The sequence below is a fragment of the Lysinibacillus sp. RC79 genome, assembly GCF_041262405.1.
Taxonomy (GTDB): Bacteria; Bacillota; Bacilli; order Bacillales_A; family Planococcaceae; genus Lysinibacillus.
The window spans coordinates 79,533-104,068 of record NZ_JBGCCD010000005.1 but is presented as its reverse complement, the minus strand read 5'-3'; the positions used below and the strand labels follow the sequence as shown (position 1 = coordinate 104,068).

At 36.3% G+C, this 24,536-nt stretch carries 29 protein-coding genes and 1 pseudogene; 4 read left to right on the top strand and 26 right to left on the bottom strand.

Annotated features, from left to right (window positions below; all coding sequences use genetic code 11):
- Positions 1-379: 379 nt before the first annotated feature.
- The 5 genes from msrB to ABH968_RS06770 form a co-directional block, all read right to left on the bottom strand.
- Positions 380-808, bottom strand: coding sequence for a peptide-methionine (R)-S-oxide reductase MsrB (msrB, locus tag ABH968_RS06790; protein ID WP_370043255.1), 429 nt, complete (start codon positions 806-808; stop codon positions 380-382).
- The gene (gene msrA / locus ABH968_RS06785) at positions 801-1,334 is read right to left on the bottom strand and encodes a peptide-methionine (S)-S-oxide reductase MsrA (RefSeq protein ID WP_370043254.1); all 534 of its coding nucleotides are present in this window, start codon (positions 1,332-1,334) and stop codon (positions 801-803) included. Before msrA ends, msrB begins: the two co-directional genes overlap by 8 nt.
- A gap of 12 nt (positions 1,335-1,346) precedes the next feature.
- Complete coding sequence (locus ABH968_RS06780) at positions 1,347-1,922, bottom strand: YpmS family protein (protein ID WP_370043253.1); 576 nt, start codon at positions 1,920-1,922, stop codon at positions 1,347-1,349.
- 4 nt (positions 1,923-1,926) lie between these two features.
- A complete protein-coding gene (locus tag ABH968_RS06775; protein WP_370043252.1) occupies positions 1,927-2,877 on the bottom strand; it encodes a GDSL-type esterase/lipase family protein in 951 nt (316 codons plus the stop codon).
- A 165-nt stretch (positions 2,878-3,042) separates the two neighbouring features.
- Positions 3,043-3,885 carry a DegV family protein gene (locus tag ABH968_RS06770; RefSeq protein WP_370043251.1) on the bottom strand — a complete coding sequence of 281 codons (843 nt, stop codon included), beginning with the start codon at positions 3,883-3,885 and terminating at the stop codon, positions 3,043-3,045.
- Positions 3,886-4,158: 273 nt separating this feature from the next.
- Here ABH968_RS06770 and trhA point away from each other — a divergent pair, with 273 nt between their 5' ends.
- Positions 4,159-4,794, top strand: coding sequence for a PAQR family membrane homeostasis protein TrhA (trhA, locus tag ABH968_RS06765; RefSeq protein ID WP_370043250.1), 636 nt, complete (start codon positions 4,159-4,161; stop codon positions 4,792-4,794).
- Between the two features lie 49 nt (positions 4,795-4,843).
- On the opposite strand, the pseudogene ABH968_RS06760 reads toward trhA, so the two are convergent.
- Positions 4,844-5,342: pseudogene (locus ABH968_RS06760) on the bottom strand (HIT family protein).
- Between the two features lie 534 nt (positions 5,343-5,876).
- Positions 5,877-6,356, bottom strand: a complete 480-nt coding sequence (locus ABH968_RS06755) for a dihydrofolate reductase (RefSeq protein ID WP_370043249.1) — start codon at positions 6,354-6,356, stop codon at positions 5,877-5,879.
- Positions 6,357-6,528: 172 nt separating this feature from the next.
- Between ABH968_RS06755 and ABH968_RS06750 the strand changes: the two genes are divergently transcribed.
- From ABH968_RS06750 to ABH968_RS06740, 3 genes are all read left to right on the top strand, one after another.
- Positions 6,529-7,446 carry an alpha/beta hydrolase gene (locus ABH968_RS06750; protein WP_370043248.1) on the top strand — a complete coding sequence of 306 codons (918 nt, stop codon included), beginning with the start codon at positions 6,529-6,531 and terminating at the stop codon, positions 7,444-7,446.
- A gap of 63 nt (positions 7,447-7,509) precedes the next feature.
- The gene (locus tag ABH968_RS06745; RefSeq protein ID WP_370043247.1) at positions 7,510-8,706 is read left to right on the top strand and encodes a class I SAM-dependent rRNA methyltransferase; all 1,197 of its coding nucleotides are present in this window, start codon (positions 7,510-7,512) and stop codon (positions 8,704-8,706) included.
- 320 nt (positions 8,707-9,026) lie between these two features.
- Positions 9,027-9,569, top strand: coding sequence for a GNAT family N-acetyltransferase (locus ABH968_RS06740; RefSeq protein ID WP_370043246.1), 543 nt, complete (start codon positions 9,027-9,029; stop codon positions 9,567-9,569).
- Positions 9,570-10,341: 772 nt separating this feature from the next.
- Here ABH968_RS06740 and ABH968_RS06735 read toward each other — a convergent pair.
- From ABH968_RS06735 to ABH968_RS06650, 19 genes are all read right to left on the bottom strand, one after another.
- Positions 10,342-10,629 (bottom strand): hypothetical protein, encoded by a 288-nt coding sequence (locus tag ABH968_RS06735; protein WP_370043245.1) that lies wholly within the window; start codon positions 10,627-10,629, stop codon positions 10,342-10,344.
- A 140-nt stretch (positions 10,630-10,769) separates the two neighbouring features.
- Positions 10,770-11,063 (bottom strand): hypothetical protein, encoded by a 294-nt coding sequence (locus ABH968_RS06730; protein ID WP_370043244.1) that lies wholly within the window; start codon positions 11,061-11,063, stop codon positions 10,770-10,772.
- 310 nt (positions 11,064-11,373) lie between these two features.
- Positions 11,374-11,790, bottom strand: coding sequence for a VOC family protein (locus ABH968_RS06725; RefSeq protein ID WP_370043243.1), 417 nt, complete (start codon positions 11,788-11,790; stop codon positions 11,374-11,376).
- A gap of 206 nt (positions 11,791-11,996) precedes the next feature.
- Complete coding sequence (locus tag ABH968_RS27830) at positions 11,997-12,191, bottom strand: DUF6980 family protein (RefSeq protein ID WP_483308118.1); 195 nt, start codon at positions 12,189-12,191, stop codon at positions 11,997-11,999.
- Between the two features lie 66 nt (positions 12,192-12,257).
- Complete coding sequence (locus ABH968_RS06720; RefSeq protein ID WP_370043242.1) at positions 12,258-12,509, bottom strand: hypothetical protein; 252 nt, start codon at positions 12,507-12,509, stop codon at positions 12,258-12,260.
- Between the two features lie 227 nt (positions 12,510-12,736).
- On the bottom strand, positions 12,737-12,871 hold the full coding sequence (locus tag ABH968_RS06715) for a hypothetical protein (RefSeq protein WP_370043241.1): 135 nt from the start codon (positions 12,869-12,871) through the stop codon (positions 12,737-12,739).
- Between the two features lie 85 nt (positions 12,872-12,956).
- Positions 12,957-13,508 (bottom strand): HPP family protein, encoded by a 552-nt coding sequence (locus ABH968_RS06710; protein ID WP_370043240.1) that lies wholly within the window; start codon positions 13,506-13,508, stop codon positions 12,957-12,959.
- Positions 13,509-13,629: 121 nt separating this feature from the next.
- Entirely contained in the window at positions 13,630-14,214 is a 585-nt protein-coding gene (locus tag ABH968_RS06705; RefSeq protein WP_370043239.1) for a CGNR zinc finger domain-containing protein, read from the bottom strand.
- A 284-nt stretch (positions 14,215-14,498) separates the two neighbouring features.
- On the bottom strand, positions 14,499-14,687 hold the full coding sequence (locus ABH968_RS06700) for a DUF4177 domain-containing protein (protein ID WP_370043238.1): 189 nt from the start codon (positions 14,685-14,687) through the stop codon (positions 14,499-14,501).
- A gap of 680 nt (positions 14,688-15,367) precedes the next feature.
- Positions 15,368-16,627, bottom strand: a complete 1,260-nt coding sequence (locus ABH968_RS06695; RefSeq protein ID WP_370043237.1) for a DUF4179 domain-containing protein — start codon at positions 16,625-16,627, stop codon at positions 15,368-15,370.
- Positions 16,624-17,124 carry a sigma-70 family RNA polymerase sigma factor gene (locus ABH968_RS06690; protein ID WP_370043236.1) on the bottom strand — a complete coding sequence of 167 codons (501 nt, stop codon included), beginning with the start codon at positions 17,122-17,124 and terminating at the stop codon, positions 16,624-16,626. The genes ABH968_RS06695 and ABH968_RS06690 overlap by 4 nt, the downstream gene beginning before the upstream one ends.
- A gap of 264 nt (positions 17,125-17,388) precedes the next feature.
- Positions 17,389-19,377: a S9 family peptidase gene (locus ABH968_RS06685; RefSeq protein WP_370043235.1), complete on the bottom strand. Its 1,989-nt coding sequence runs from the start codon at positions 19,375-19,377 to the stop codon at positions 17,389-17,391.
- A 201-nt stretch (positions 19,378-19,578) separates the two neighbouring features.
- Positions 19,579-20,028 carry a PfkB family carbohydrate kinase gene (locus ABH968_RS06680; protein ID WP_370043234.1) on the bottom strand — a complete coding sequence of 150 codons (450 nt, stop codon included), beginning with the start codon at positions 20,026-20,028 and terminating at the stop codon, positions 19,579-19,581.
- Between the two features lie 28 nt (positions 20,029-20,056).
- The gene (locus ABH968_RS06675; RefSeq protein ID WP_370043233.1) at positions 20,057-20,437 is read right to left on the bottom strand and encodes a PfkB family carbohydrate kinase; all 381 of its coding nucleotides are present in this window, start codon (positions 20,435-20,437) and stop codon (positions 20,057-20,059) included.
- Positions 20,438-20,445: 8 nt separating this feature from the next.
- Positions 20,446-21,264: an energy-coupling factor ABC transporter ATP-binding protein gene (locus ABH968_RS06670; protein WP_370043232.1), complete on the bottom strand. Its 819-nt coding sequence runs from the start codon at positions 21,262-21,264 to the stop codon at positions 20,446-20,448.
- Positions 21,257-22,123: an energy-coupling factor ABC transporter ATP-binding protein gene (locus ABH968_RS06665; RefSeq protein WP_370043231.1), complete on the bottom strand. Its 867-nt coding sequence runs from the start codon at positions 22,121-22,123 to the stop codon at positions 21,257-21,259. Before ABH968_RS06665 ends, ABH968_RS06670 begins: the two co-directional genes overlap by 8 nt.
- Positions 22,120-22,863, bottom strand: a complete 744-nt coding sequence (locus tag ABH968_RS06660) for an energy-coupling factor transporter transmembrane component T family protein (RefSeq protein ID WP_370043230.1) — start codon at positions 22,861-22,863, stop codon at positions 22,120-22,122. The genes ABH968_RS06665 and ABH968_RS06660 overlap by 4 nt, the downstream gene beginning before the upstream one ends.
- A gap of 65 nt (positions 22,864-22,928) precedes the next feature.
- Complete coding sequence (locus ABH968_RS06655; RefSeq protein WP_370043229.1) at positions 22,929-23,528, bottom strand: ECF transporter S component; 600 nt, start codon at positions 23,526-23,528, stop codon at positions 22,929-22,931.
- An 18-nt stretch (positions 23,529-23,546) separates the two neighbouring features.
- Positions 23,547-24,506 carry a nucleoside hydrolase gene (locus ABH968_RS06650; RefSeq protein WP_370043228.1) on the bottom strand — a complete coding sequence of 320 codons (960 nt, stop codon included), beginning with the start codon at positions 24,504-24,506 and terminating at the stop codon, positions 23,547-23,549.
- Between the last annotated feature and the right edge of the window lie 30 nt (positions 24,507-24,536).

Here is a 24,536-nt window from a genome sequence, read left to right as displayed (position 1 = left end):
TTGATGGTTCTTTCCGTCGCCTTGAAAGTTTTATCCGTCGTTTCGATGGCTCTTTCCGTCACTTTGACGTTTCTTTCCGTCGTTTCGATTGCCTTTTCCGTCGCTTCGACTGATCTATCCGTCACTTGATTGTTCATCCGTCCTTTCGATGACTCTTTCCGACGCTTCGATTGCCTTTTCCGTCACTTCGGCTGATCTATCCGTCGCTCGATTGTTTATCCGTCGTTTCGATGGCTCTTTCCGTCACTTTGTCGATTCTATCCGTCGCTTCGATTGCCTTTTCGTCGCTTCGGCTGATCTATCCGTCGCTACCGATTCAAAAAACATTTTAAAACCATAAAAAAACTCCTAGCACTATCTATCCTGCTAGGAGTTGTTGTTATTTAAATAATGAAAGGTATTCTGCATAGCCTTCTTTTTCTAAATCCTCTTTTGGTACAAAGCGGAGTGCTGCGGAGTTAATACAATAGCGTAAGCCTCCAAGTTCACTTGGTCCATCTGGGAAGACATGTCCTAAATGGGAATCAGCTTCTTTGCTTCGAACCTCTACGCGACGCATCCCGTGAGATGTATCGAAATGCTCTGCAACTTCTTCCTTTTCAATTGGCTTTGCAAATGCTGGCCAGCCACAGCCTGAATCGAATTTATCTAATGAGCTAAATAACGGCTTCCCTGAAACGATATCTACATAAATACCCTCTTCAAAGTGCTTATCATATTCATTGCGGAACGGTGGCTCTGTTCCACTTTCCTGTGTTACATAATATTGCATGTCCGTTAACTCTTTTAAACGTTGTTCTTTATTCATTTTTCAACCCCCAGTGTGTCTCCTGAAACGCTTTGCGACCAGACCCGACGGCATAGCGCTCGTAGTGCATTGGATTTTTCTTATAATAATATTGATGATAGGTTTCAGCTGAGTAAAACGAGCTTGCTGGTAAAATTTTCACTGCGATCGGTTTATCGAATTTACCAGATGCTTGTAAATCTGCTTTAGAACGCTCAGCCAAATCACGTTGCTCATCATTGTGGTAAAAAATCGCGGTTGTGTAGGACTCTCCACGATCATAAAATTGTCCTCCAGCATCTGTTGGATCAATTAATGTCCAAAATGTCGCGAGTAATTGCACGAAAGAATATAACTCATCATCAAACGTAATTTGAACCGCTTCAACATGCCCTGTCGTTTCAGAGCATACTTGTTCATATGTTGGATTGACAACATGTCCACCCGTATAGCCGGAAATTACTGATTCAATGCCAGGTGTTTCGTCAAAAGGCTTGACCATACACCAAAAACAACCTCCTGCAAATGTTGCATATTGCTTTGCCATTTATCTCACTCCTTATGCACCAGGAACAATTACTTCCAGTAAAATCTTATCCTTTGGTAAGTCTAATTCTTTTGCTTTGATACGAGATCCTGAAGCAATGTTAATGCGCGATAAGTCAATATAGATTTCTGCTTTATTTGGATCGATAGTAATCCAAGAAGGGAATTCCACCGTGTCTCGCATAATTTTCATCGTTGTCTCAGGTGGAATATTTAACAGCCCAACATTCATCCCTGTCTGTTTTAAAATAATATTCCCTTTCTCATCCACTATCGGATCGAAGTTCATAGAAATAGGGATTTCTGTATAAAACACCTTTAATGTACTTCTTAATTGAATATCATCACCAATCGTAAAATCCAACGGTAATGGTGACCCCGCATCCTTTAAATACTTTTTCGAAATAGATTCTAATTCCTTCGTTGTCGTTTGGACAACGAGTACATTTCCTTTTACTTCACTTTCACCTTTTGAACTCTCCGCAAAATTTACTCCATCTACTGGTCTAGTTGCTAAAAAAACGACGAGGAGGATTGCAAAAAGCACTGTGCCTGCTAAGGCAAAAAATGCAAATTTCCATTTATTCATTTTGTCACTCCTCGAAGCCTATTTCCTTGTTAATCTTTTGTTCCATGTTACATTTCTCCATTGCTTTCAAAATTCGATCTGTCATTTTGTCATAGCCTTTTGCATTTGGGTGGAAGAAATCCGTATGATAAACGAGCTCTTTATTTGAATCAAACAAGTCCTCCACTGATACATAGCACGCATTAGTATCTTTCTTTGCTATGTCTTCAATGACTTTATTCCACTCGGTAATAATTGTATCAAATTCATTCGCTTCATTTGTCACGATTGAAAATGGGTTGTAAAAACCGATAAGTAATAAAGGCACTGTTGGATTTTTTGCTCGTATACCTTCAATAATTTTACTATAGCGTTTCTTATATGCCTGCAATTCTTTATCAAAAGCATCGCGTTTCAAATTAAATAAATCGTTTCTGACAACCTTCATGACATCATTTCCACCCATTGTAATCGAAATGAGCTGTGCTTTTTGCAACTCTTCATCATAATGCCCTTTTTCCACTAATTTTAATAGCTGATCACTACGTCTTCCTCTTTTTCCTCGATTATCGACTTCAACATCTGAAATCGAGGGCCAAGCTCCCAATGAATCTGCTAATCTTCCAACAAAACCGTCTTTACTATACTCATCACCGACACCGGCTGTTAAAGAATCACCGAGTGCTAAGTATTGTAGTTGCTTTGCGCTTTTATCATCAATTTTCCGTAAATCCTCTGGTGATGGCTCAAAAAAATGTTCAAAAATTTGCGTCAATACATTCTTTGAGGATTTTTCCTCATTTTCTGTTTGTTGCTCATCCTGTTTCATATCTTGCTCCGTCCCTGCGTGCTCCCCTTCTGGTTCTGCTTGCGGATTCGGTTCATCTATTGATATTACACAACCACTTAGTACAAAGACGGTCAAACATGACAAAACAATCATTCGCCAAATACTCATTTGACCACCTTCCATCATTTGCTTACTTCTATTATAGAATAGTTCGTACTGCAATGAAAAGTGACTATACCTAGGTATTATTTAAAAGTATGAGTTTATAACATTTTTCTGATTGTATAAATAGGTATTCACTTTTCAACAATAAAAAGCCACTACAATTATTTATGTAGTAGCTCTCTTATATTATTCTGCAAAATAAATAAAACCGATTGCACCTGGACCCGTATGTGTTGAGATGATTGGTGAAGTAAAGTTAATTTCTACTTCATTAAAACCTGTTCCCTCGATTAATTCTTTTAAAGGTCCACCCATCGTTGTTAGACCCTCAGCATGAGAAATTCCAACTGTTTTTACTGTTTTTCCAGCAGTGTCAGCTTGGAATTGTTTAAATAAGTAGTTCACAACCTGTTTATGGCTACGTACTTTGGATACGGGATTGTATGCGCCACCTTCTAAGTTTGCAATAACTTTTATGTTCAGCAAAGAACCGATAAAGCCTGTACCTTTCCCAATTCGTCCGCCTTTAATTAAATTTTCAAGTGTGTCGACAATAACATATAAATACGTATTTTCGCGCACTTTCTCAAGACGCTTAATAATTTCCTCGACAGTAGCACCTGCATCGCGCATTTTAATAGCCTCTCGAATTTGAATGGCTAGACCTGTGGTAATAAAACGTGAATCGATCACAGTTACATCGGAGTCGGACATTTGCGCTGCCTGACGAGCTGATTCTACTGTTCCGCTCATACTACCTGTCATATGAATGGAAATAATTTGATCTCCGTCTTTACCTAGCTCATCGTATAATTCTTTAAATTTTCCCGGTGCAGGCTGCGAGCTTTTTGGTAAATTTTTAGCGTTTTTCATTAACCCTAAAAAAGGTTGTGGCTCTAAATCAATACCATCTATATAAGTTTTATCATCAATTTGAATCGTTAGAGGCACAATATGTATACCGTGCTGTGCTACTTCTTCCTTTGTTAAATCACAAGTTGAGTCCGTTACTATATGAATTCGTCCCACTTCGACACATCCTTTTACTTCATTAAAATTTATTATATAGACTAATGAATCATTATGTAAACATGACATTTGTCATTAGGTTTCACTCGTTTCAGTCCATTTGTATCCGCTACCTTGGATACTATAGCGCTTTGTCGATTCCTTGTCTAACAAAGTCCCTCAATCATTTCAACATTTATATGACACTTTTGATGTTGAAAACATGACAAATGTAAATACCAGTATGAGAATTATCGGGGTATAGTAAATGTATGCACGAAAGGAGTGTTCGATATGGTAGATTCTTTTGACTACAAAACATGGAAGGAAGAGTTGTGGAATGCCATTACACATGGCATTGGATTTATCGCAAGTATTCCAGCACTAGTTATTCTTATTTTAGCAGCTGTACAAACCGGAAGTGCGCTCCAAATTACAACGTTTACGGTTTTTGGTGCCTCTGTGATTATTTTATTTTTAATGTCGACGCTGTTACATAGCATGCCGGAAAAATATAAACACTTTTTCGCCATTCTTGACCATTCTTCTATTTATATTTTAATTGCAGGAACGTATACACCTTTTCTTTTAATTGCAATTGGTGGCACGCTAGGTATTACTTTATTATGTATTATTTGGTCACTTGCCATACTAGGCGTTATTTTTAAATGTTTTTTTATTAATCGATTTGAGAAACTTTCTTTAATTTTTTACATCGGTATGGGCTGGCTGATTATTTTTGCTGTTAAACCTGTCTATCTTTTCTTAGGCTTTCATGGCTTTGCCTTACTGTTAGCAGGTGGGCTTTTTTATACGATTGGGGCTATCTTTTACGCATGGCGTTCACTTCCCTACAATCATACAATTTGGCATCTATTTGTGTTAGCTGGTTGTGGATCGATGTATGCTTGTGTTTATTTTTACTTATAAATATTAACTAAAAAATCGCTCCTTTATAAAGGAGCGATTTTTTATATTTTTATTGGAATCCGCCTGTTAGTTTCTTTGTTAATGCCTTTGCTGCACGCATCACTTCTAGTTTATTTTCTTCATTATTCATTTTATTTCTCGCATGAAGTAGAACTGGTCTAAACGATTCAACGGAACGTCCAAATTCGTGCATCCATTCATAGCGAAGTACCATCCAAGTATGAAAATGATGTGTCGTATCTTCATTGTAAAAATAATAAACGTACTCTATACCCAATACATCCCTTTGAGCCTTTCTGATTTTTGATAAGAGGTTTATATAATCCATTTTTTCCTCATCGTTAAGTTCATCAAAGCATTTAATATGGCGCTTAGAAGCTAGAATGATTAATCCCTTTATCGGATAAGCAACATCTTGATGGGCATGAAAATAATCCGATTCCGGACGCAATTATGCCGAGGCATAATTGATTAAGCCCACTCGTAATTGCACAGCTCAAACATTCAACTTTTACCGTTTCTCCATTTGATAAGGTTATTGTTCTCACTGATGTTCCCCTTTTGTTTGAATCTAATATTGGAATTAGCAGCCTTAATTATAAGGTTAATTGTACAAATTCTTCGGAAATTTTGATAAGAAACGTAGCCCTTTATCGCAAGCGAAGCGACTTATCTGCTTGCCCCAAAGATCGATCCGTTGTTTCGATGGGTCTATCCGTCGCTTCGACGTTTCTTTCCGTCGTTTCGATGACTCTTTCCGTCGCTCCAATATCTCTATCCGTCGCTCGATTGTTCTTCCGTCGTTTCGATGGATCTATCCGTCGCTTCGACGTTTTTTCCGTCGCTTCCTTGACTCTTCCGTCGCTTCGATAGCTCTTTCATTCGTCTGGCTAAAACAAACTTGCCGGAAAATGATAACGACGATAGACTTATTGAATTTATCCCGCTCAATCTGAACGGAAATCAACCCTACATTATAGTGACGAATCTTATAATTTTTTATTCTATAAATACTTCCAATCACCTTCCATTCCACATGAAAAGCACGGTGATTTATCACCGTGCTTCGTTTACTTTATGATTTAGTTCTTACGTTCAAAAATCTGATATTGGAATGTGTAACCCTCTGGTGCTGTTTCTGGCTCCCCTGAGGATACTTGTACAAAATCCTGCTCATAGTTCGGGAAGTATGTATCCCCATTAAACGAATGATTGATTTTTGTAATATACAAGCGATCTGCGATATCCATGGATAAGCGGAAAATTTGCTCGCCGCCAATAATCATTATTTCTGGAACATCCCCAGCAAGGGCGAGGGCACCCTCTAAGCTTGTCACCACTTCAATCCCATCCGCCTGATAGTTTTCATCACGCGTAATTACAATATTGCGTCGACCAGGAAGCGGTCTACCGATGGATTCGAATGTTTTACGCCCCATAATCATTGGCTTCCCCATCGTTTTTTCCTTAAAATATTTTAAATCCCCAGGCAAATGCCATGGCATGCCATTTTCATAGCCAATCACATAATTATTATCATGTGCCACAATTAAAGAAATCATATTGTCCCTCCAAATACTTTCGTTCATTATATTATAAACATAATTTTACTTTACAATCAGATAATTTCAGCTTAGAAATTAAAATATTTTCTTTTTCGATATTAAATCCTAGTAATTTTATATGAATAGTTTATAATAGATTTACAAAAGTAATTAAAAAGGATTGATGAAGATGACTAAATTAAGAGATGAAGCAATCCGTTATATAAAAGCAAGTGATTCTTCTTTACAATATTATGATTTAACACCACAAGAAGCGAGAGCCGTTCGAATAGTGCCAAAATGGACGTCACCAAATATCCCTCAGCTTGCGGCAATTGAGAATAGAAAAATAACAGTTCGAGATGGAGCACAAATAAATGTGCGTATTTATAGACCTGTTTTAAATAAAAACCTTCCTGTCATTGTTTATTATCATGGAGGCGGTTGGGTATTTGGAAATTTAGACTCTACGGATGCAGGCTGTCAGCTATTAGCAAAAAAAGCCGAAGCAATCGTTGTATCGGTTGATTATCGCCTAGCACCAGAATATCCATTCCCTACTCCGCTCTACGATGCTTATGACAGTTTCATGTGGATTTACGAAAACATCGAAAATTTCGGTGGAGATACAGCAAATCTTACAGTCGCTGGTGATAGCGCAGGCGGAAACTTAGCAACAGTGGTCGCCTACTTAGCTGCGACATTAAATGGACCCGCGATTAAAGCACAGGCACTTATTTATCCTGTAGTCAATGTTGATTTTACAACGACTTCTTACAATGTTTACGGGGAACACTATGGCTTAGACAAACAAGGGATGCAGTGGTTTGCGGGTCATTACACAGATCAACCAAACTATATGGATCCTCTTGTTTCCCCACTTCAGATTGAGGATTTAAGTGTTTTACCAAAAACGATTATCATTGCTGCAGAGGCAGACGTCCTCTATGATGAAGGTCTTGCCTACGCACAAAAGCTTACGAATGCCGGAGTGACAGTTGAACATGTAAACATGGCTGGTTTAATCCATAGCTACTATAGTAAAATGAATTTTTTCGAACAAGCAACAATTGAAACAGCTGAAAAAATTGCTAATTTCGTGAAATAAGTTTGTCTATCAGCATAAAATAGTGCGATAATAGAGCAAAATGTTTTTTTAAAGGATGACAACATGACACAAACTATTGCTTTACAAATTAACAATCCCTTTTCTGATCAATTAAAAAAAGGCTATCCTCTCATTTCAAAAGATGCAGTTGATGCCCGACATCTTCCAAAAGAGGAAGGTTCTCTATTAAGACTGACGGATAATCATAACCGTTTTATTGGCACAGGATACTATGGCTTACAAAACAAAGGTATTGGTTGGGTGCTAACAAACGATGCTAACGAAATAATAGACCAAGCCTTTTTTATGAAAAAATTTAAAAAAGCTATACAAAATCGAGAAGCATTTTTCAACAATCCTCACACAACAGCATTCCGAATCTTTAATGGCGAGGGTGATGGCATTGGCGGTTTAACTATTGACTTTTTCGATTCTTACTATATGGTAAGTTGGTATAGCGCCGGCATTTATTCATTTAAAGAAGAAGTATATGAAGCCCTTGCAGAAACTGTAAACTACAAGGCCATTTATGAGAAAAAACGTTTCGATACGAAAGGCCAGTATATGGAACAGGACGATTTTGTAATGGGAACGCCTGGCGAATTCCCAATTATCGTATCGGAAAATAATATGAAATACGCTGTCAATTTAAACGATGGAGCCATGACAGGTATTTTCCTCGATCAACGAGAAGTGAGACTTGCCATTCGTGAACGTTATGCAGAAGGTAAAAATATGCTAAATACGTTCTCCTATACGGGGGCATTTTCTGTCGCAGCGGCACTTGGAGGAGCAGTAAAAACAACAAGTGTAGATGTGGCAAAGCGTAGTTTAGCCAAAACAATTGAGCAATTTAGCGTCAACAGCATTGACTACGAATCACAGGATATTAAAGTCATGGATGTCTTCAACTATTTTAAATATGCTCAGCGCCATAATTTGAAATTTGATCTTGTCGTTTTAGATCCACCTAGCTTTGCACGTACGAAGGAAAGAACGTTCTCAACTGCGAAAGACTACCCTAAATTACTCGTAGATACAATCGCGATTACGGAGAAAAACGGTGTCATTGTTGCCTCAACGAACAATGCAAGCTTTGGTATGAAAAAGTTCAAGAGCTTTATTGACCAAGCATTTAAAGAAACCAAAACAGCCTATAAAATTGTTGAAGAATACAGCTTACCAAAGGATTTCCGTGCCCCACGTGAATATCCAGAATTCAATTACTTAAAAGTTGTTTTTATTAAAAAACTCAACTAATTGAACCCAGACAGAATCACCTCCAAGTGATTCTGTCTTTTTGTTTGGGAGAAATATTTAGATCCCCCCATTTCATTGTTAGAATTTTCCGTTTACTATATAATAGATTCATCTCATTCCTAAAATTTGGGATGATATTTTAAATTTTTATACCATGTAAATGAGTTGATTGGAGCGCAGTGGCTCATCGGTCGCCCCCAAGAAGCTTTGCTCTGTGCGAAAGCGTAGCGTCAGCGTCAAAACGCCTAGTCGATACGGAAATCAACCCTACGCTATGATGAGAGTCATTTTACAAAATATTGATAAATGGAGATGATTTAATGGGATATATTCGTGAAAAGTTAATGATTACTACAGAAAGACTCGTTCTTAGATTATTTCAAACATCTGATGCAGAAACGGTTACAAAGCTTTGCAATAACTATAATATTTATAAAAGCACTATGTATCTACCTTATCCTTATAGTTTAAATGACGCATTATCATGGATGGAACATCATTACGATCATTTTATGGAGGATATTTCGTACGAGTTTGCTGTTACAGATAAGGAAACTGGTGAATTATTTGGAGCCATTGCATTATCGAATAATAAACATTTTAATCAAGGTGAAATAGCCTATTGGATTGGCGAGGAATATTGGGGAAAAGGCTATGCCACGGAGGCAGCACAATCGATTGTACAATTTGCTTTTGAAGAAAAGAAACTGCACAAAGTGTTTGCCCGATATTTTTCAACAAACCCTGCTTCAGGAAAAGTAATGGAGAAGATTGGCATGAAACAAGAAGGAATTTTAAAGGATCATATTATTAAAGACGGTAAATATGAGGATTTAGTGTATTATGGAATAATTAATGAATAGCCCAGTTTCTCAAAAAGATGGTTCCGACGATTTAGTTCCTTCACCTTAATACTTCTTTTGATAAGGATATTAGATTGTTGGTGTTAAAACATAAAAACAGAGTTACTCTACAAAAAGTGTAGAATCAACTCTGTTTTTTGGTTTGATATTTTGAATATCGAATATGTAACTAAAGCACTCCGTTACTTTAAGTACAATACTTCACAATCTTTTTTACAAATCATTATAAACTCAATCCATCAATTGTGTTGTCTATACAAAAAGACGCCTTCTTATTCAAAAAATGCGCCCTTTAGCTGAAAAATTTTTCCTTTTTAAAATAACTCCAGATACGTGTAAAGATAAAAAACACTACAAGACTGACAATCGAATTTATACCTTGATTAAGTATCCATATATTCGATAGTTGTATACTGCTCATTATATTATAAGTGAGAGATATCACGAAAACTGTTAAAAAACCTATTAAGAGACCCTTTTTATCCATAGTGAAATTTACTCCTTACCGTTTCTATAATATACTCACTAATTCTTAGCTACCCTGCATTACGGTTAAGTATATTTATAATAACCTTTCTACTTTAACATAAATATCGAATTTTTTTATTAAGTTTTATTTCAGAATTTGTCCCGATTGTTGAACACAAGTTAAACATTGCTATTCAACAAACCTGCTCCGTTAGCACAAGAAGCGATTACTCTAATTAAACAATCGCTTCCGTTACTTTAAGTGCATTTTTTCACAATCTTATCGTTTTATTAAAGAACCAATTTAATAATATAATTTCTTTTTTACTTTAAATTGAGGACTCGTGATTAATTTTGCTTTTGCAATTCCTTTTTTAAATCTTACATTGTTTAACCAGTCAATAATTGCATTAGCATCGTAATTTGGGTGAATTTTTTCTCCATTTTCTAATGCCCAATATTCTGTATTCTTTTCCTCATCAAAAATCCAATTTTGAAAGTCCTTCTGAATACTGTTCATCTTCCTACCTACTTTTGTTGAACAAGAATTGTATTGAATATAATCTTCACCAAAGTCAATTTTTATAATCATAAGAGTTTAACTCCTTAAAATAGTTATGAAATTAGGGCTAGTATAGCATTTTATTGAATTAATCTGCCCCATTAGTTCAATAAAGAAAAAAGAGCTGCCTCTGCTGTGGATTCCCATCTTGAAGTAAGATACCCGTTAGCTTAATAACAATTTAATCTATCGTTTAAAAATCCTTTAAAACGCTGCCGTTCCTCTTTGTCCCCTTGCAATTTTCTAACCATCTTTCTCGAGGATAGATATCGCCTAATCTCTTCATCTTCTTCTATCAATTTAAGCTTAGAAGGTTCAGCAATCATTAGTTCTTGGAACCAGTATTTATCTTTAATTAAACTTATATTAATTTCAATCTTTTCTTCTTTTGAAAGGGTGAGGTATCTAAGATAAGAAAAAAAGTATTTAATCATATCCCAAACTGCTTCTTCGTTCGTCTTCATTTAAATCCCTCATATATATTTTTATTGTTCAACAAATCTGCTTCGTTAGTAAAAAAAACGTCCTCACTTGTTGGAGAAACGCCACCGTTCCAATTTCATTCCATAGAATACTTTACCTATCAAATCCTAACAATGTATTGCCTTATTTTATATATGTAATTTTTCCCCTTTCAACTAAACTCCCCCATTAGTGGAATAAGAAAAGGGATTGCCGCAGCAGTCCCCATCTTTACCTCTAGCACCCATTAGTTGAAGAAAAAAAGGTTTTACTTTCTTTTTAAACACTCGACTCGAAATGGCGAATCGATTTTTAGCCTTTCGGCATTTTGCTCATATCCATATACAAAGCGTTCCACCGATGACCGTCTGGATCCGTAAAACCGCAGCCGTACATCCAGCCACCCTTTTCACCAGGTTTGCTGAATACAGTTCCGCCGGCACGTTCGACTTTCAAGGCGAGCTCATCAACTTCATCCCTGGAGTTCGCCCCCAGAGAGAATAACACTTCAGTACCTTTCCACGAATCCGCAACCTCATTACCAGTAAAACCGCGAAACGTGGATTCTGGGAAGAGCATTAAAACTACCTGATTATCGCCGACTATCAAGCTGAATGAGCCGTCTTGACTCGCATACCGCTCATTCAACCGAAATCCGAGCTGCGTATAAAACGCCTTTGCCCGTTCTACTTCTCGCACTGGCAGGTTCAACCATAATTCTCTCGACATACTTAATTTCCTCCTGATATAGAGATGCAGTGATTACTCACCCCTATATAAATTCAATATTTATTATAATCTTTCCCTCTTGTTAGGAAATAAAATACTTCTTCAACTATCTTGCTCCGTTAGTTGAATAAGAAAAAGATGGGGTCTCTGAGGAATCCCATCTTGAAGTAAAGCACCAGATAGTTGAAAAAGGAAGTATTTAAAATTCAAAGTTTCGAACCACACCAAGGACAAAAATCAATGCTAATAATCGACTCCCCACCATCATGTATTATCAAACCGTAGTCATTATTTTGTTCATAAAAAATGATTATTTTATCAGGACATTCAAATGGATTCTCATGTATTTCACACTTGAAACTTGCATGAAAAGTCATATCCTCACAACAATGTTTTTTCATAATTTCATTTCCCCTTATTTAAGTAAAACTCCCGTTAGATTAAGTGTAAAACAACACAAATCTGTATCATTTACTATTAATTATATCTTCTTGGCATCCATCTAACGGGTCATCAATAAATAGCCAATCCTCATTATTAATACCTAATTTTTCACAGTATTCTTCTGCTTCTTCTAAAACTTCAAAACACATATCAGCAAAACAACCAGTATCTTGTAATGTATTATATAAAAACACGTATGTTTCATCGGGCGATTCATAAATCATTACTTTACATATGTCATCAATCTTTTCCTCAAGAATAGCATATTTCCTCATTATTTCACCTCTTTACTATTAATCCACTGATTCCACCTTATTCAGTTACTTCCCTGCATTCCCTTATTACACTATCCTACTCCGTTAGCTCAATAAGAAAAAAGAGCTGCCTATGCAACTCAATGATCTTCAAGTAAAGCCACCGTTAGTTTAAGTGTATGTATTCACAAACTTTATATTTTCCTCTTTTGTTTCCAAAAGCTCTGGATTGTCGTGGTTATTTCCAATTACATCAAGTAAGAGTATTTCATTCCATAACGGTACTGCGCATGTTTCAGTAACAATCTACCAACAACATTCATACATCCTAACTTCTCCAGTAAATGTTCGTTTTCATCAAATAAAAATACATTACGAGCCACAATACCACCTTCGTATATTTCCTTATTTTCTTTTACCTCTGTTATTGACCTACAGAATCTGGATTAACTTTAATCGATAATTTCTTTATACCCAAAATGTAGGATAATTTCTGTTACTACGCAGATTATTGATTAACAATGCAAAAATCACGATAATAATTGAGCCAATTAAAACAGGCGAAATTAAATAATTCCAACTATATGTACCTAACATAACAACAAGTGGGTCTGCCCCAGCTGGTGGATGTGTTGTTTTCGTGAGCATCATTATTGCAATCGCTAAACCCACTGCTAATGCAATTGCCCATGGTTCATTACCAAATAGTTGATACATAAATAGACCAATGAATGTTGATAGGAAATGACCACCGATTACATTTCGAGGTTGCGATAATGGTGCGTTCCAAACACCAAATACTAACACACAACTTGCACCGAACGGAGCCATTAACCATTCAGTAGAAGTTATATTAGTTAGATAAATTAAAGTAACAATTGTTAGAAATCCACCAGTAAATCCTGTAAAGGAGTCCTTTACATCAACTTGCAATGGACTCCTTCCTTTTCCTTTCATCTTCGATAAGTAACGAACATTTATTAATTTTTTATCTACACGATTGATTACCGTTTCTCTCATTATAACCCCTCCTCTATTTACAATTTATTCTACATTAATAAAACTAACCTGTAAATATAAATATTATAGGTTAGTTTAAATCGACAAAACTAAAGAACCAACTCTCTAAAAAGTTGATTCTTTAGTTATCTTCTAATTTTCGATGTTGAAATCTTGCCACTTTTTTTCTATTCCCACATATTTTCATGGAACACCATTTACGTCTCCCGCTCACATTAATAAATAAAAGAACACACTCTGGATTTGAGCATCTCTTGAGAAAAGTAAGTTTGTTTTCTTCGATTAAAGTTAATATATCGAGAGCAATTAAAGATAAAAGTACATCCTCAATCTCTCCAATCGGAAAAGAGATTAATTTATTTTCTATCAGTTTATATGCAAAAGGTGCCTTTTCAATTTTCTTTTCTAAAAAGGCGATAAAATTATTGGAAATTTGACGTGAATCTGCGATGGTTTCAAATTCTTTTCTTATAACGCTTCGCATTTCTAAAATATTTGATGTTACTTGGCTCAAACGTTCCATAACTTTTATAAATAGTTGCTCATTCCAAAACGAATTATCCTCATTTACGACATTGATCCAATCCAGTATATCTTCATTATTCATTAATAAATCAGATCTTTGTCCCCATCTTACTACCTCAGTATTTACTAAATCTAATGAAATATTTCCAGATAATAGGGGGAAATTATTTGTTTCTCGCATACATTTATCGCTCATTTCATTGTTATATTTTTAACCTCTTAAGCGATTACAAATGGGTTATATGCTATATTATACTCTATTTAATTAAGAGAATAAAAAATACCTCATCAATTTTTCAAACTTCTTTAAACTGTACTTGTTAATCTAAGCTGCTCCGTTAGCTCAATAAGAAAAAAGAGCTGCCTATGCAACTCAATAATCTTCAAGTAAAGCACTCGTTAGTTTAAGTGTAATTATTCACAAACTAATATCTTTTGTTCATTATTAATTCCTAGAAAAGAAAACTATTGTTCTTCTTCATATTTTTCAAAAACCAAATCAATTGCTTTAATCTGACCATATGACCCACTACTTTTAGGAATAGCAGCAACAAATCTCCAGCCTTCTTTACTATACTTATCGATTATTTCCCTATGACTTTCCATTGTAAATAAACCAGCAACCTTTGCTTCTACATACATATATTTATACATTTTTATACACCTCATATATTATTTGATTTTGTAAAATCAATAATGATAATAAATAGCTATACGAACCTAAAAAGGAAAAGTTTCTAACTGGTTCTTCAACTAACCTGCCCTTTAGATGAATAAAGGGCCATTATAAGAGTGTTTATATACGTATTTATACTCAACTAAGTGGAAAGCTCATAAAGGATTTTAATCAGAAGTATTTTTTATTGCACCCCATTCATTAAAGTACAATCCTTCACAAACATTGTATTGTCAATTGGAGGACAGTTCAATTTAGCTAGCTGTTTCAATTAATATTTTTATATTATAAATCAATTCCTATGTTTTTACTAAGGTTTACAATTGTAGAGTTTTCCTTATTCAATACATCACTCGATATCGCAGTAATGGAGAATTTCTTCTATATCTTAAAATCAGAATTACTATACTTATAAGGGAAGAGTTTTAAATAGAGCACTTCAAGCAAGAGATTGGACAATATATACTCACAAACAAATAAAGGCAAAATTAAAAGGATTAAGTCCGGTATAATATCGAACTTAATCCTTACAATTTTGCTTAATTAATATGTGTCTAACTTATGAGCACACTTCACACTGAGTGACAGGAATATTACCATAAGTATGAAAAAATTAAAAAGATGTTCAAAAAGGAGAGCCTTTTTGAACATCTTTACTTTATTTCAATGGAATATTCAGTTCAATATTTTTTCCAATAGGATTGAAGTAATAGCTAATATATAATTTTGCTTTGCCATCATAATTTTCAAAGTTCTCCGTCTCAAATAGGTACTGCTCATCATCTGAGAACGTGCTACCTTTATATTTTAACGTCGTGCCATCTGCTTTTACAGCATCATTTAGAAACGAATGTGCCCATCTATCATCCCATTTCTTTGCAGCAACCGATACACTTTGCTGCGCTACAGAAATGTCCCAATCCAAATATTCAGGCTTCGTGAGTACTTCTTTTGTGCCAAAATCAACTTCGATATAATCCTCGCCCTTTGGAACGGCATGAACAGCTCCAATTAATATTTTGAGTGAATCTGAATCATGGAAATAATTACTTTGTAAATTAAGTGTGAATTTGCCGTCGCGAATATCACCACCTAATGACAAGCCATATTTAATGCCTTCTCTTCGCTCCCCATTTTCCGTCTCGACCGCAATATCATCAAGCGCTAAAATTTGCATCGTATTCGCTTCATCTAATTCAATATCGATTGCCGTTCTTAGTGGAGAACGGCGAATTTGTGTAATCGTAAATTTCTGACCACCGACGTCTACAATACGATTCGCAGTAATAATTTTTTCCTTTGCGATTTCGTTTTGTAGTGAAAACGGTATCGTAATTTCAATGTTCCCCTTATCTTTTTCATAAAAACGAAAAACCACTTTAAAATCCTTTGAAGTATAAGCGTAAGGCTCTGAAAAACTATAGTCAACTGAAGAAGAGATGCGCGTTTGATGTGATTGATGACTTGTAAATGAACCTCCGCCTTTAATTTCTTCGTCTCCTTGGAACAATTGAACTTCCTCCAAGTGTAATTCCGACATATCAAATGTTGCATCGGCGTCATAGTAAAGTACTAATCCCGAATTATCTGCAATCACGTCTTGCAATGTAAGTGATAGACCATTTTTAGACTGCGTCGTATTGATTTCTTCATAGTATCCATTGTCCACAATATCTTTTATCCCTTTATCTCTTACAACCGCTAATACAATTGGTTGAAAGCCAGGAATTTTTGCAACATAGCTAGCAATCGTAGGAGAAACACGAATTGAAAATAAAAAGCTTAAGCAAAACAAAAAGGCTATTGCAACCGGAACAATGCGCTTCTTTGCTCTTTTTTCTCGTTGAACTTTATGAAACATATCCATCCTAACTTGTTGAAGTTTCTCCTTTGGAACGTCAATCGGTAGTTTACTCATAGCCAGTCCTCCTTTTCTCCAGCGAAGTTTCTAAGCTTCTTTAGTATGTGATGAAGCTTAGACTTTACAGTACCCTCCGGAATTTGATTTAGCTCGGCAATTTCTTTGTTTTTTAGTTGCTGAAAATATTTCATATAGACGAGTTGCTGCTCCGATAAGGATAAATGTTCCAATAACTGCTCCATATTAGAGTAGATGACCCATTCAACTTGGTGATGTTCTTGTATTGAAATAGTTGGTTGACGTTTTCGCAAATGGTCTTTACAACAATTGATTAAGACGCGCACGAGCCATGTTCTGGCATATTCGTGCTGTTTAACGGTATGCATTTTTTTCAGTGCCTTGTAAACTAGGTCCTGCATCACGTCTAAAGCGTCTTGCTCATTTTTCAGATATGTAAAAGCCATGCGATATAAAATATCTTCATCCATTTCAATAAGTGAAAGTATCGCTTGATGATCCCCACGAATAGCACGCTGCACGATTTCAAATTCCATCCTTTTCGCCTCCTTCCCCCATTAGACGGAGCGATGCTTCATTTCGTTCAAAAATTTTAAAATTATTCAGGAAACCTTCTATGGATTTGCCTTTACTCTTTGCGCCAAAGATGTTCCTTTGAAGATATAAGTTTTTAATTCCTTCTTCAACGAATCTACGCCGTTAGCTGAAGAGCAACTATCTTGACGAAAACAGCCTTTGTTATGTAAAAATAATAGGTGGCAAAAGAAGTATTTTCACTTCTTTTGCCACCTATATTTATTTTATAGATATTTCACAAACCAATCCCTAATATACTCTAGTCTATCGATTCTTAACGTTGGTTTTCCACTTCTAGAAAGTTCGTGATTGGATTCAGGGAAGCGAACAAATTTAGTTTCTTTTTTACGATGTTTTAAGGCGATAAATAATTGTTCGGCTTGTTCAATCGGACAGCGATAGTCTTTTTCGCTGTGTAAAATTAACAGTGGCGTCTCCACATTGTCTACATATTTAAGTGGCGAATGATTCCATAGCTTCTCTATATCGTCAAGCCCTGCTTGGATTTGCCAGTCATTGAAGTAATAGCCGATATCACTTACGCCGTAAAAGCTAATCCAGTTAGAAATGCAACGTTGCGTAACAGCAGCTTTAAAGCGATTTGTATGACCGACAATCCAGTTTGTCATGAAGCCCCCATAGCTCCCACCTGTCACCCCGAGACGGTTTTTGTCAATGAAATCATAATGCTCCAATGCATAATCAACAGTGGCCATTAGATCATTATAATCATTGCCGCCATAATCACCACGAACTGCATCAACAAATTTTTGACCGTAGCCATGGCTTCCGCGAGGATTCGTAAAGAGTACCGCATAACCTTGTGCAGCAAGGATTTGGAATTCGTTAAAATATGAGTTGGCATACATAGCATGCGGTCCACCATGGATTTCAAGAATAAGTGGATACTTTTTCCCTTCTTCATAGCCAATAGGCTTCATCATCCAGCCGCTTACTTTCCAGCCATCTGCCCCTTCATATTCAATTGCTTCTGGAACAGATAATTCTCTCGACTTTAAAAATTCTTCATTAACTTTCGTAAGCTGTTCCTTTTCACCAGTATTTAAATTCACGTAAAATAGATCGCCAGGATTTGTAGTCGTGCTAATTGCGACTATTGCCTTATCATTTTTATGATCAAGTGAAAAACCATAGACATACTGATCATCATTAATCGCTGGATATAATTCTCCAGATAGATTGCCAAAATAAATAGCTGTATTTCCATGATCTGTCACTTGGAAGTAAAAGCTTTTATTATCCTCCAACCATTGCACACGCGGAGCAACGACACCTTGCAGGAAATCACCGACAACAAAATCACCGACAGGCGCGTCAAATTCACTCGTTACACATGTTGTATTGTTATTTTCTAAATCATAAATCCATAACTTTGCTTGTGTTGCATTTTCAAATTCTCGTTCACTGCCAACATAAGCTACGTAGCGGCTATTCGGAGACCATGAAGTAAGATAGAACATCCCCGTTCCTTCCGTTAGCTTGCGACCATGTTTCGTCTCTAAATCCAATAAGTAAATATCACTTATGAATGAAAAATCTAGATCCTCTGTTAAATCTGCCGTGTAAGAAAGATATTTTCCGTTTGGAGACCATGTACCAAGTTGTAAATTATGTTTTCCTTCCGTAACTAGCTCTAATTCTCCAGATTCAAGATTGACGATTGCAATTTGAGAAAATTGCTCCATATCAATAAAACCAGCTGCATCTGATTTATATTTCATCTTTTCTATTTCAAGTGGTTTTAGTTCTTTATCATCTTTCTTATCATTATCAGCTTTATCATAAATGCTTTCATTTTTTCCTAGCTTTACTGAGAATGCGATATTCTTACCACATGGAGACCATACAGGTGAGGTCGCACCGTTTTTACAATTAGTAACTTGTTTCGCTTCCCCGCCTGCTTTTGAAAGCACAAAAATCTGTGGCTTGCCATGTCTCGTTGATACAAATGCGATTTTACTGCCATCAGGAGACCATACAGGTGAATTCGTTTTATCTTCTCCAAATGTCCATTGTTGAGGCTTTTTTTCATGCAAGTTTATGTAAAATAAATTAGACACGTAGTCCTTTTTCTTCTCATCAATATGCGTCTCCACATACACAACTTCTGTTCCGTCAGGTGATACTTGTGGATCTGCCACTGATTTTAATTGATATAGATCTTCTGGTTGAATCCCTTGTTTCAACGTCATAATTTCCCTATCCCCTTTGTGTAAAAATTTCATTACCTAGTACAATATTTCGACGCCCTAAGTATTATTCCTTCTTTTAAGGAGAAATTGTTTTTTTATCTCAGCGAGGATTTTACAGTGGTGAGATTCTAACGGGTGACTTACTGCATCTCAAAAAAACGTAGCTGCTTCGCAATAATGACGAAGAGCTACGGATATCATTTATTTCAAGATTGATTCTGGGATAAGTGGTTGTGCACCCATTTGAGTAACGACATAAGCGGCAACTTTCGTGGCAAAAACGATCGAACTTCGAAGCGACTCCCCCCTACATAGTGCTACTGTCAAAGCTCCATTAAATGCATCTCCCGCACCAGTTGTATCGATCGTGTCAACACGCAACGCTTGAACCCAGCCACTTTCTTCATGGTTCATATAAAAAGAGCCTTTAGATCCTAGTGTAACGACTACCGTTCCGACCCCTTTATCTAGCAATAACCTACATGCGGAGCGAATATTTTCTTCTGTTGTCACTTCAATCCCCGTCAACTGCGCAAGTTCTGTTTCATTCGGAGTTATAAAAGTAATATTCTTCAATAATGAATCTGGTAATTTTAGAGATGGTGCTGGATTAAGGATGACGATTTTTCCATGTTGAGACGCGATTTCCACTGCCTTTTCAACTGCAACAAGCGGTATTTCAAGTTGAAGAAGAAGTGCTTTGCTTGAAGAAATGAGTAACTAAAAAGTTTGCACCAGAAAACAAAACAATCGCATTATCACCGGCATCTGTCACTTGGATTATCGCTTGCCCAGTAGCTCCTTCCTTTCGAATGGAATCAACATAAACGCCTTTATTTTTTAAATTGTTTATTGCGTGTTCCCCGAAATTATCTTTGCCTACTTTACCAATAAAATGAATATTTGCTCCTAGCTGGCTTGCTGCTACAGCTTGATTAGCACCTTTTCCACCGAAATAAACACTATGGGACGCACTGTGAAGCGTTTCACCATTATTCACAATATAAGGAACACGAAAGACAAGATCGATATTAATGCTCCCAACTAATGAAATATGCATGCCAGTTATCATCCTTTCATAAAATCTCTTTTCTTTAATACGGATAATAATTGGCCTTTTGTCAAAATACCTTTCTCCAAGCCCAATAAGTTGGCCATTTTAGCAACTGCAGGCGCCTTCAGCATACTTTCTTCTAATATCACAGGATTATAAAAAATATGTTCTGAAACATCATCTGCAATAATTTTACGATTTGCCATTACAACAATTCGAGAGAAATAATCCGTGACAAATTCCATATCGTGCGTAATCGCAATAACAGTCTTTCCTTTTCCCTCCAATTCGTTTAAAAGCTTACTTAATAATTCTAATCCAATTCGATCCTGTCCAGCTGTCGGCTCATCTAAAATAATCACATCGGAATCCATTGCCAAAACGGAAGCAATAGTTACGAATTTACGTACGGAATACGGGAGGTTATAAGGGTTTTCGTGAGAAACATTACTAATTCCGCATAATTCCATCGCCCAATCTGTTAGCATTGATACACGTTCTGAATCAAAGCCCATATTTTTAGGTCCAAACTGTACTTCTAATTCCACATTATTATGGAAAATTTGATCGTCCGGATTTTGAAATACATAGCCAACCTTTCGAGATACTTGAGCTGTCGTATAATCTTTTGTATGCCAATCTCCAACATATACCTCACCTTCAGTTGGCTTTAAAAGACCGTTCATCAATTTTACTGCGGTGGTTTTGCCAGCACCATTTTGTCCAATAATAGCTAAGCGTTGGCCAGCAGGAACAGTAAGTGTCAAATTTTCTAATGCTTTTGTTCCATCGGGATAAGCGAAACTAACGTTTTTCAATTGAAGTTCAGTCATAAGCACGCTCCCCTACGCTTGCCCAACTTATGCTTTCAGGCAATTCCTCATCGCGAATTGGGACATATTTTAATGTAACACCGTTTTTTTGTAAATTTAGAGCAACCTCGGTTACATGAGGATATTGAATGTTATATTCTCCATAGTGTGGGTCCGCAAAAACTTTTCGCGTCGGACCTTGTAAAACAATTTCTCCATTGTTGAGGACTATTAGATTGTCTGCATATTCAGCAATTAAATCCATTTTATGTTCGACTAGGATAATTGTTTTTCCCTGTTCTTTCATAAGACGAATGATTTCAAATACTTGCTCCGTTCCAATTGGGTCTAGCTGAGATGTTGGCTCGTCAATGACGAGAATATCGGGATTCATGACGATGATTGAAGCAAGTGCAACACGTTGACGTTGACCACCTGAAAGCCCCATCGGATGTTTTTCTCGTAAATGCTCGATTTTGATAAGCTTTAAGATTTCATTTACTCTGTCTATAATTTCATTTTCTTCTACACCTAAATTTTCGAGCCCATATGCTACTTCGTCAAAGACAGTATCTTTTACTCCAGATACTTGGATGAAAGGATTTTGAAAGACATATCCAATTTTTTCTCCTAATTGACCTAATTGGTAATCTACTATTTTTTTCTCATCGACAATAACGTCCCCTTCAAGGTCTCCTTTATAAAAGTGTGGAATGAATCCTCGTATGATATTACAAAGAGTCGTTTTACCGGAACCGTTATTGCCAATAATGGCTGTAAATTTACCCTTTTCAATTGTAAAAGACGCATTTTTTATATTCCAATCATCACTGACTGGATATCGATAGGAGACACTTTTCATTTCAATGATAGAATTCATGTGAGTATCCTCCATATCACCAATCCTATTAAAATAATAATATAGACAAATGGTAGAATTCGATCAGCTGTAGTTTTTGTCAGCTTATGCAAACTTGTTTTCTTTGTTGGCGCAGAAAACGCTCTCGATTCTAATGTAATTGCTCGTTCTTCAGTACTTGATATTGAGGATAAAATAAGAGGAGTTAAGGTTGGGATAAATGCTTTCGCTCTAGTCAACATAGACCCTTCCGTTTCAACTCCACGTGTTTTTTGGGCATCCATAATAGTGTTTGCATGGCGTCTCATTTCAGGAATAATTTGTAATGTTGATAAAACAACATAAGCTCCCATTGGAGGGAGGCCAGCGTCTTCTAACGATTTTACAAAGTCACGAACCTCTGTCAAACGGAAAAATAATATGAAGGCCGAACCCATCGCAAGAATACGAGAAGTAAGTGTTAATCCGTAATTCAAGCCTTCCTCAGTCCACTTAAATATTCCCCATTGTCCCATCACATGATCACCTGGATAGAAAAAGAGCTGCATGAAGAAAACGATGATTAGTAAAAATAACAAAGCTTTCATGACAGTTCCAAAAAACTCTTTCGCAATGCCTGCAGCGGTAGCTATAAGAAGTAAAATCGGAAAAACTAGAAATGAGAATATAAACCCAGGAATAATAAGAACGGCAGCTGAAACAAGTAATGCAAAGAAGAATTTAGTCATTGGATGTAGCTGCTGAATGAAGCTTTTCTGCACGATGAACCCTCCTCAGAAAAAGTAGACCTTTCCGCTCAGGCAGAACGGAAAGAAGTAATAATACACTATCGTCCTTCACGTTTCATATATAGAGTCCCGTAATTCATTTTTGATAAATAGCGATCAGACATTTTTCTTACAATAAAGTAAACGATTAGAGCTGATACTACTTTGTCCGCAATTTCAAAGATAAAGGATGAGGCGAATACGGCACTCCAAATTTTTTGTCCTGAAGCAAGGAATGTAGCTGTAAGAATAGATCCTGTACCTCCAGTAGCTCCTCCAAAAACTAACACCGTAATTGGAGCAGATACAATAACAGCAATGAATGTAATCACAATACCGGAAATAATCGTTTTAGGAATATTTTTAAACATTCCTCCTTTAGACAAATATCCTACACCTAACCCAATCGCCACCGATGTAATGGCATATGGAAAATACGTAGGATTGAAAATACCATTTATAAGGTTTGTAATTAATCCAGCAAGTAAAGCAACCCAAGGACCAGCAACGACCCCGATTAAAATGGTTCCAATCGTATCAAGAAAAATAGGTAGCCTTAAAACGTTAGCAATTTGAAAACCGACAATGTTCACTGCTACACCAATTGGAATAAGAAGCATAGACATCATATTAAAGTCATCTTTAAAACTACGTTTCATCTTGGTTTCCCACCTTTTTTAACCGATTTGACGGCCCATTTTTGCAACCGCTTCCATAAATTGATTGACAAAAGCTTCACGATTGACCGAGTGCAATACTTTTACATTATGAGGTTTTCCTGAACGGTGCATATAATCTACAACGGTCGCACCAGCAGTATAACGCCCTTCTGTCTCAACCGTTACAAAGCAATCTTCCCCTTCAAAAAGTTCCGGAGTGACAACATATGACACAGCACAAAGATCATGTAAACGAAACTCATTCTCGAAATCAGTTTCTTGAAAATCATTATTTTTTGCATTTTGTATATAAAAGCGAAGCATTGCACCAATTTTTTGTGATAAATCTGTCCCCATACTTTCAATTTGATTCAACTCTTCCATATTCAAATACGCTTTATGAGTAACATCAAGTCCGCTCATGATAATAGGAATTCCTGAACGAAAAACGATATCGGCTGCATGCGGATCAACATATACATTAAATTCTGCAAAAGGACTCATATTGCCGGCTACAGCTGCACCACCCATATATGAAATATAGCTGATTTTTTCTTTTACTTCTGGATGAGCTAGCAGCAATGCCCCGATATTTGTAAGTGGGCCAGTTGCGATTAAAACGATCGATTCCTCACTTTCAGTTAAAACATCTTTTAAAGCATTAATGGCTGTTCTATCACTTTCTAGTAAATCAGGCTCCGGTAAAATGACTTCTCCTAACCCACTTTCTCCGTGAACATCATCCGCAACCTCAAGTTTATGGTAGAAAGGTTCATTCAATCCTCTCGCGATTTCAATATTTTGTTTCATGTAGCTTGTGAAAGCTCTAGCATTATAGATCGTTTTATCTTGCGTTTGATTTCCTAGTTCCGTTGTAATTAACTTTATATCCAGTTCATCTCGGGAAAAGGCTAATAATAACGCCATTACATCGTCAATTCCCGGGTCACAATCAATAATTACTGGTATTTTCCCCATCAAATTCACTCCTCTAGTTAATCTATATTT

Excerpts from the sequence above, each read along its gene's own strand:
- ABH968_RS06780 (WP_370043253.1), bottom strand. The coding sequence starts at position 1,922 with ATGAATAAATGGAAATTTGCATTTTTTGCCTTAGCAGGCACAGTGCTT.
- ABH968_RS27830 (WP_483308118.1), bottom strand. The coding sequence starts at position 12,191 with ATGAAAAAACATTGTTGTGAGGATATGACTTTTCATGCAAGTTTCAAG.
- ABH968_RS06665 (WP_370043231.1), bottom strand. The coding sequence starts at position 22,123 with ATGAATTCTATCATTGAAATGAAAAGTGTCTCCTATCGATATCCAGTC.
- ABH968_RS06700 (WP_370043238.1), bottom strand. The coding sequence starts at position 14,687 with ATGTATAAATATATGTATGTAGAAGCAAAGGTTGCTGGTTTATTTACA.
- ABH968_RS06690 (WP_370043236.1), bottom strand. The coding sequence starts at position 17,124 with ATGGAATTTGAAATCGTGCAGCGTGCTATTCGTGGGGATCATCAAGCG.
- ABH968_RS06750 (WP_370043248.1), top strand. The coding sequence starts at position 6,529 with ATGACTAAATTAAGAGATGAAGCAATCCGTTATATAAAAGCAAGTGAT.
- ABH968_RS06685 (WP_370043235.1), bottom strand. The coding sequence starts at position 19,377 with ATGACGTTGAAACAAGGGATTCAACCAGAAGATCTATATCAATTAAAA.
- ABH968_RS06745 (WP_370043247.1), top strand. The coding sequence starts at position 7,510 with ATGACACAAACTATTGCTTTACAAATTAACAATCCCTTTTCTGATCAA.
- ABH968_RS06740 (WP_370043246.1), top strand. The coding sequence starts at position 9,027 with ATGGGATATATTCGTGAAAAGTTAATGATTACTACAGAAAGACTCGTT.
- ABH968_RS06705 (WP_370043239.1), bottom strand. The coding sequence starts at position 14,214 with ATGCGAGAAACAAATAATTTCCCCCTATTATCTGGAAATATTTCATTA.
- ABH968_RS06755 (WP_370043249.1), bottom strand. The coding sequence starts at position 6,356 with ATGATTTCTTTAATTGTGGCACATGATAATAATTATGTGATTGGCTAT.
- ABH968_RS06675 (WP_370043233.1), bottom strand. The coding sequence starts at position 20,437 with ATGCATATTTCATTAGTTGGGAGCATTAATATCGATCTTGTCTTTCGT.
- ABH968_RS06725 (WP_370043243.1), bottom strand. The coding sequence starts at position 11,790 with ATGTCGAGAGAATTATGGTTGAACCTGCCAGTGCGAGAAGTAGAACGG.
- ABH968_RS06775 (WP_370043252.1), bottom strand. The coding sequence starts at position 2,877 with ATGATGGAAGGTGGTCAAATGAGTATTTGGCGAATGATTGTTTTGTCA.
- ABH968_RS06720 (WP_370043242.1), bottom strand. The coding sequence starts at position 12,509 with ATGAGGAAATATGCTATTCTTGAGGAAAAGATTGATGACATATGTAAA.
- trhA (WP_370043250.1), top strand. The coding sequence starts at position 4,159 with ATGGTAGATTCTTTTGACTACAAAACATGGAAGGAAGAGTTGTGGAAT.
- ABH968_RS06650 (WP_370043228.1), bottom strand. The coding sequence starts at position 24,506 with ATGGGGAAAATACCAGTAATTATTGATTGTGACCCGGGAATTGACGAT.
- ABH968_RS06730 (WP_370043244.1), bottom strand. The coding sequence starts at position 11,063 with ATGAAGACGAACGAAGAAGCAGTTTGGGATATGATTAAATACTTTTTT.
- ABH968_RS06735 (WP_370043245.1), bottom strand. The coding sequence starts at position 10,629 with ATGATTATAAAAATTGACTTTGGTGAAGATTATATTCAATACAATTCT.
- ABH968_RS06710 (WP_370043240.1), bottom strand. The coding sequence starts at position 13,508 with ATGAGAGAAACGGTAATCAATCGTGTAGATAAAAAATTAATAAATGTT.
- ABH968_RS06695 (WP_370043237.1), bottom strand. The coding sequence starts at position 16,627 with ATGAGTAAACTACCGATTGACGTTCCAAAGGAGAAACTTCAACAAGTT.
- msrA (WP_370043254.1), bottom strand. The coding sequence starts at position 1,334 with ATGGCAAAGCAATATGCAACATTTGCAGGAGGTTGTTTTTGGTGTATG.
- ABH968_RS06655 (WP_370043229.1), bottom strand. The coding sequence starts at position 23,528 with ATGAAACGTAGTTTTAAAGATGACTTTAATATGATGTCTATGCTTCTT.
- ABH968_RS06670 (WP_370043232.1), bottom strand. The coding sequence starts at position 21,264 with ATGACTGAACTTCAATTGAAAAACGTTAGTTTCGCTTATCCCGATGGA.
- msrB (WP_370043255.1), bottom strand. The coding sequence starts at position 808 with ATGAATAAAGAACAACGTTTAAAAGAGTTAACGGACATGCAATATTAT.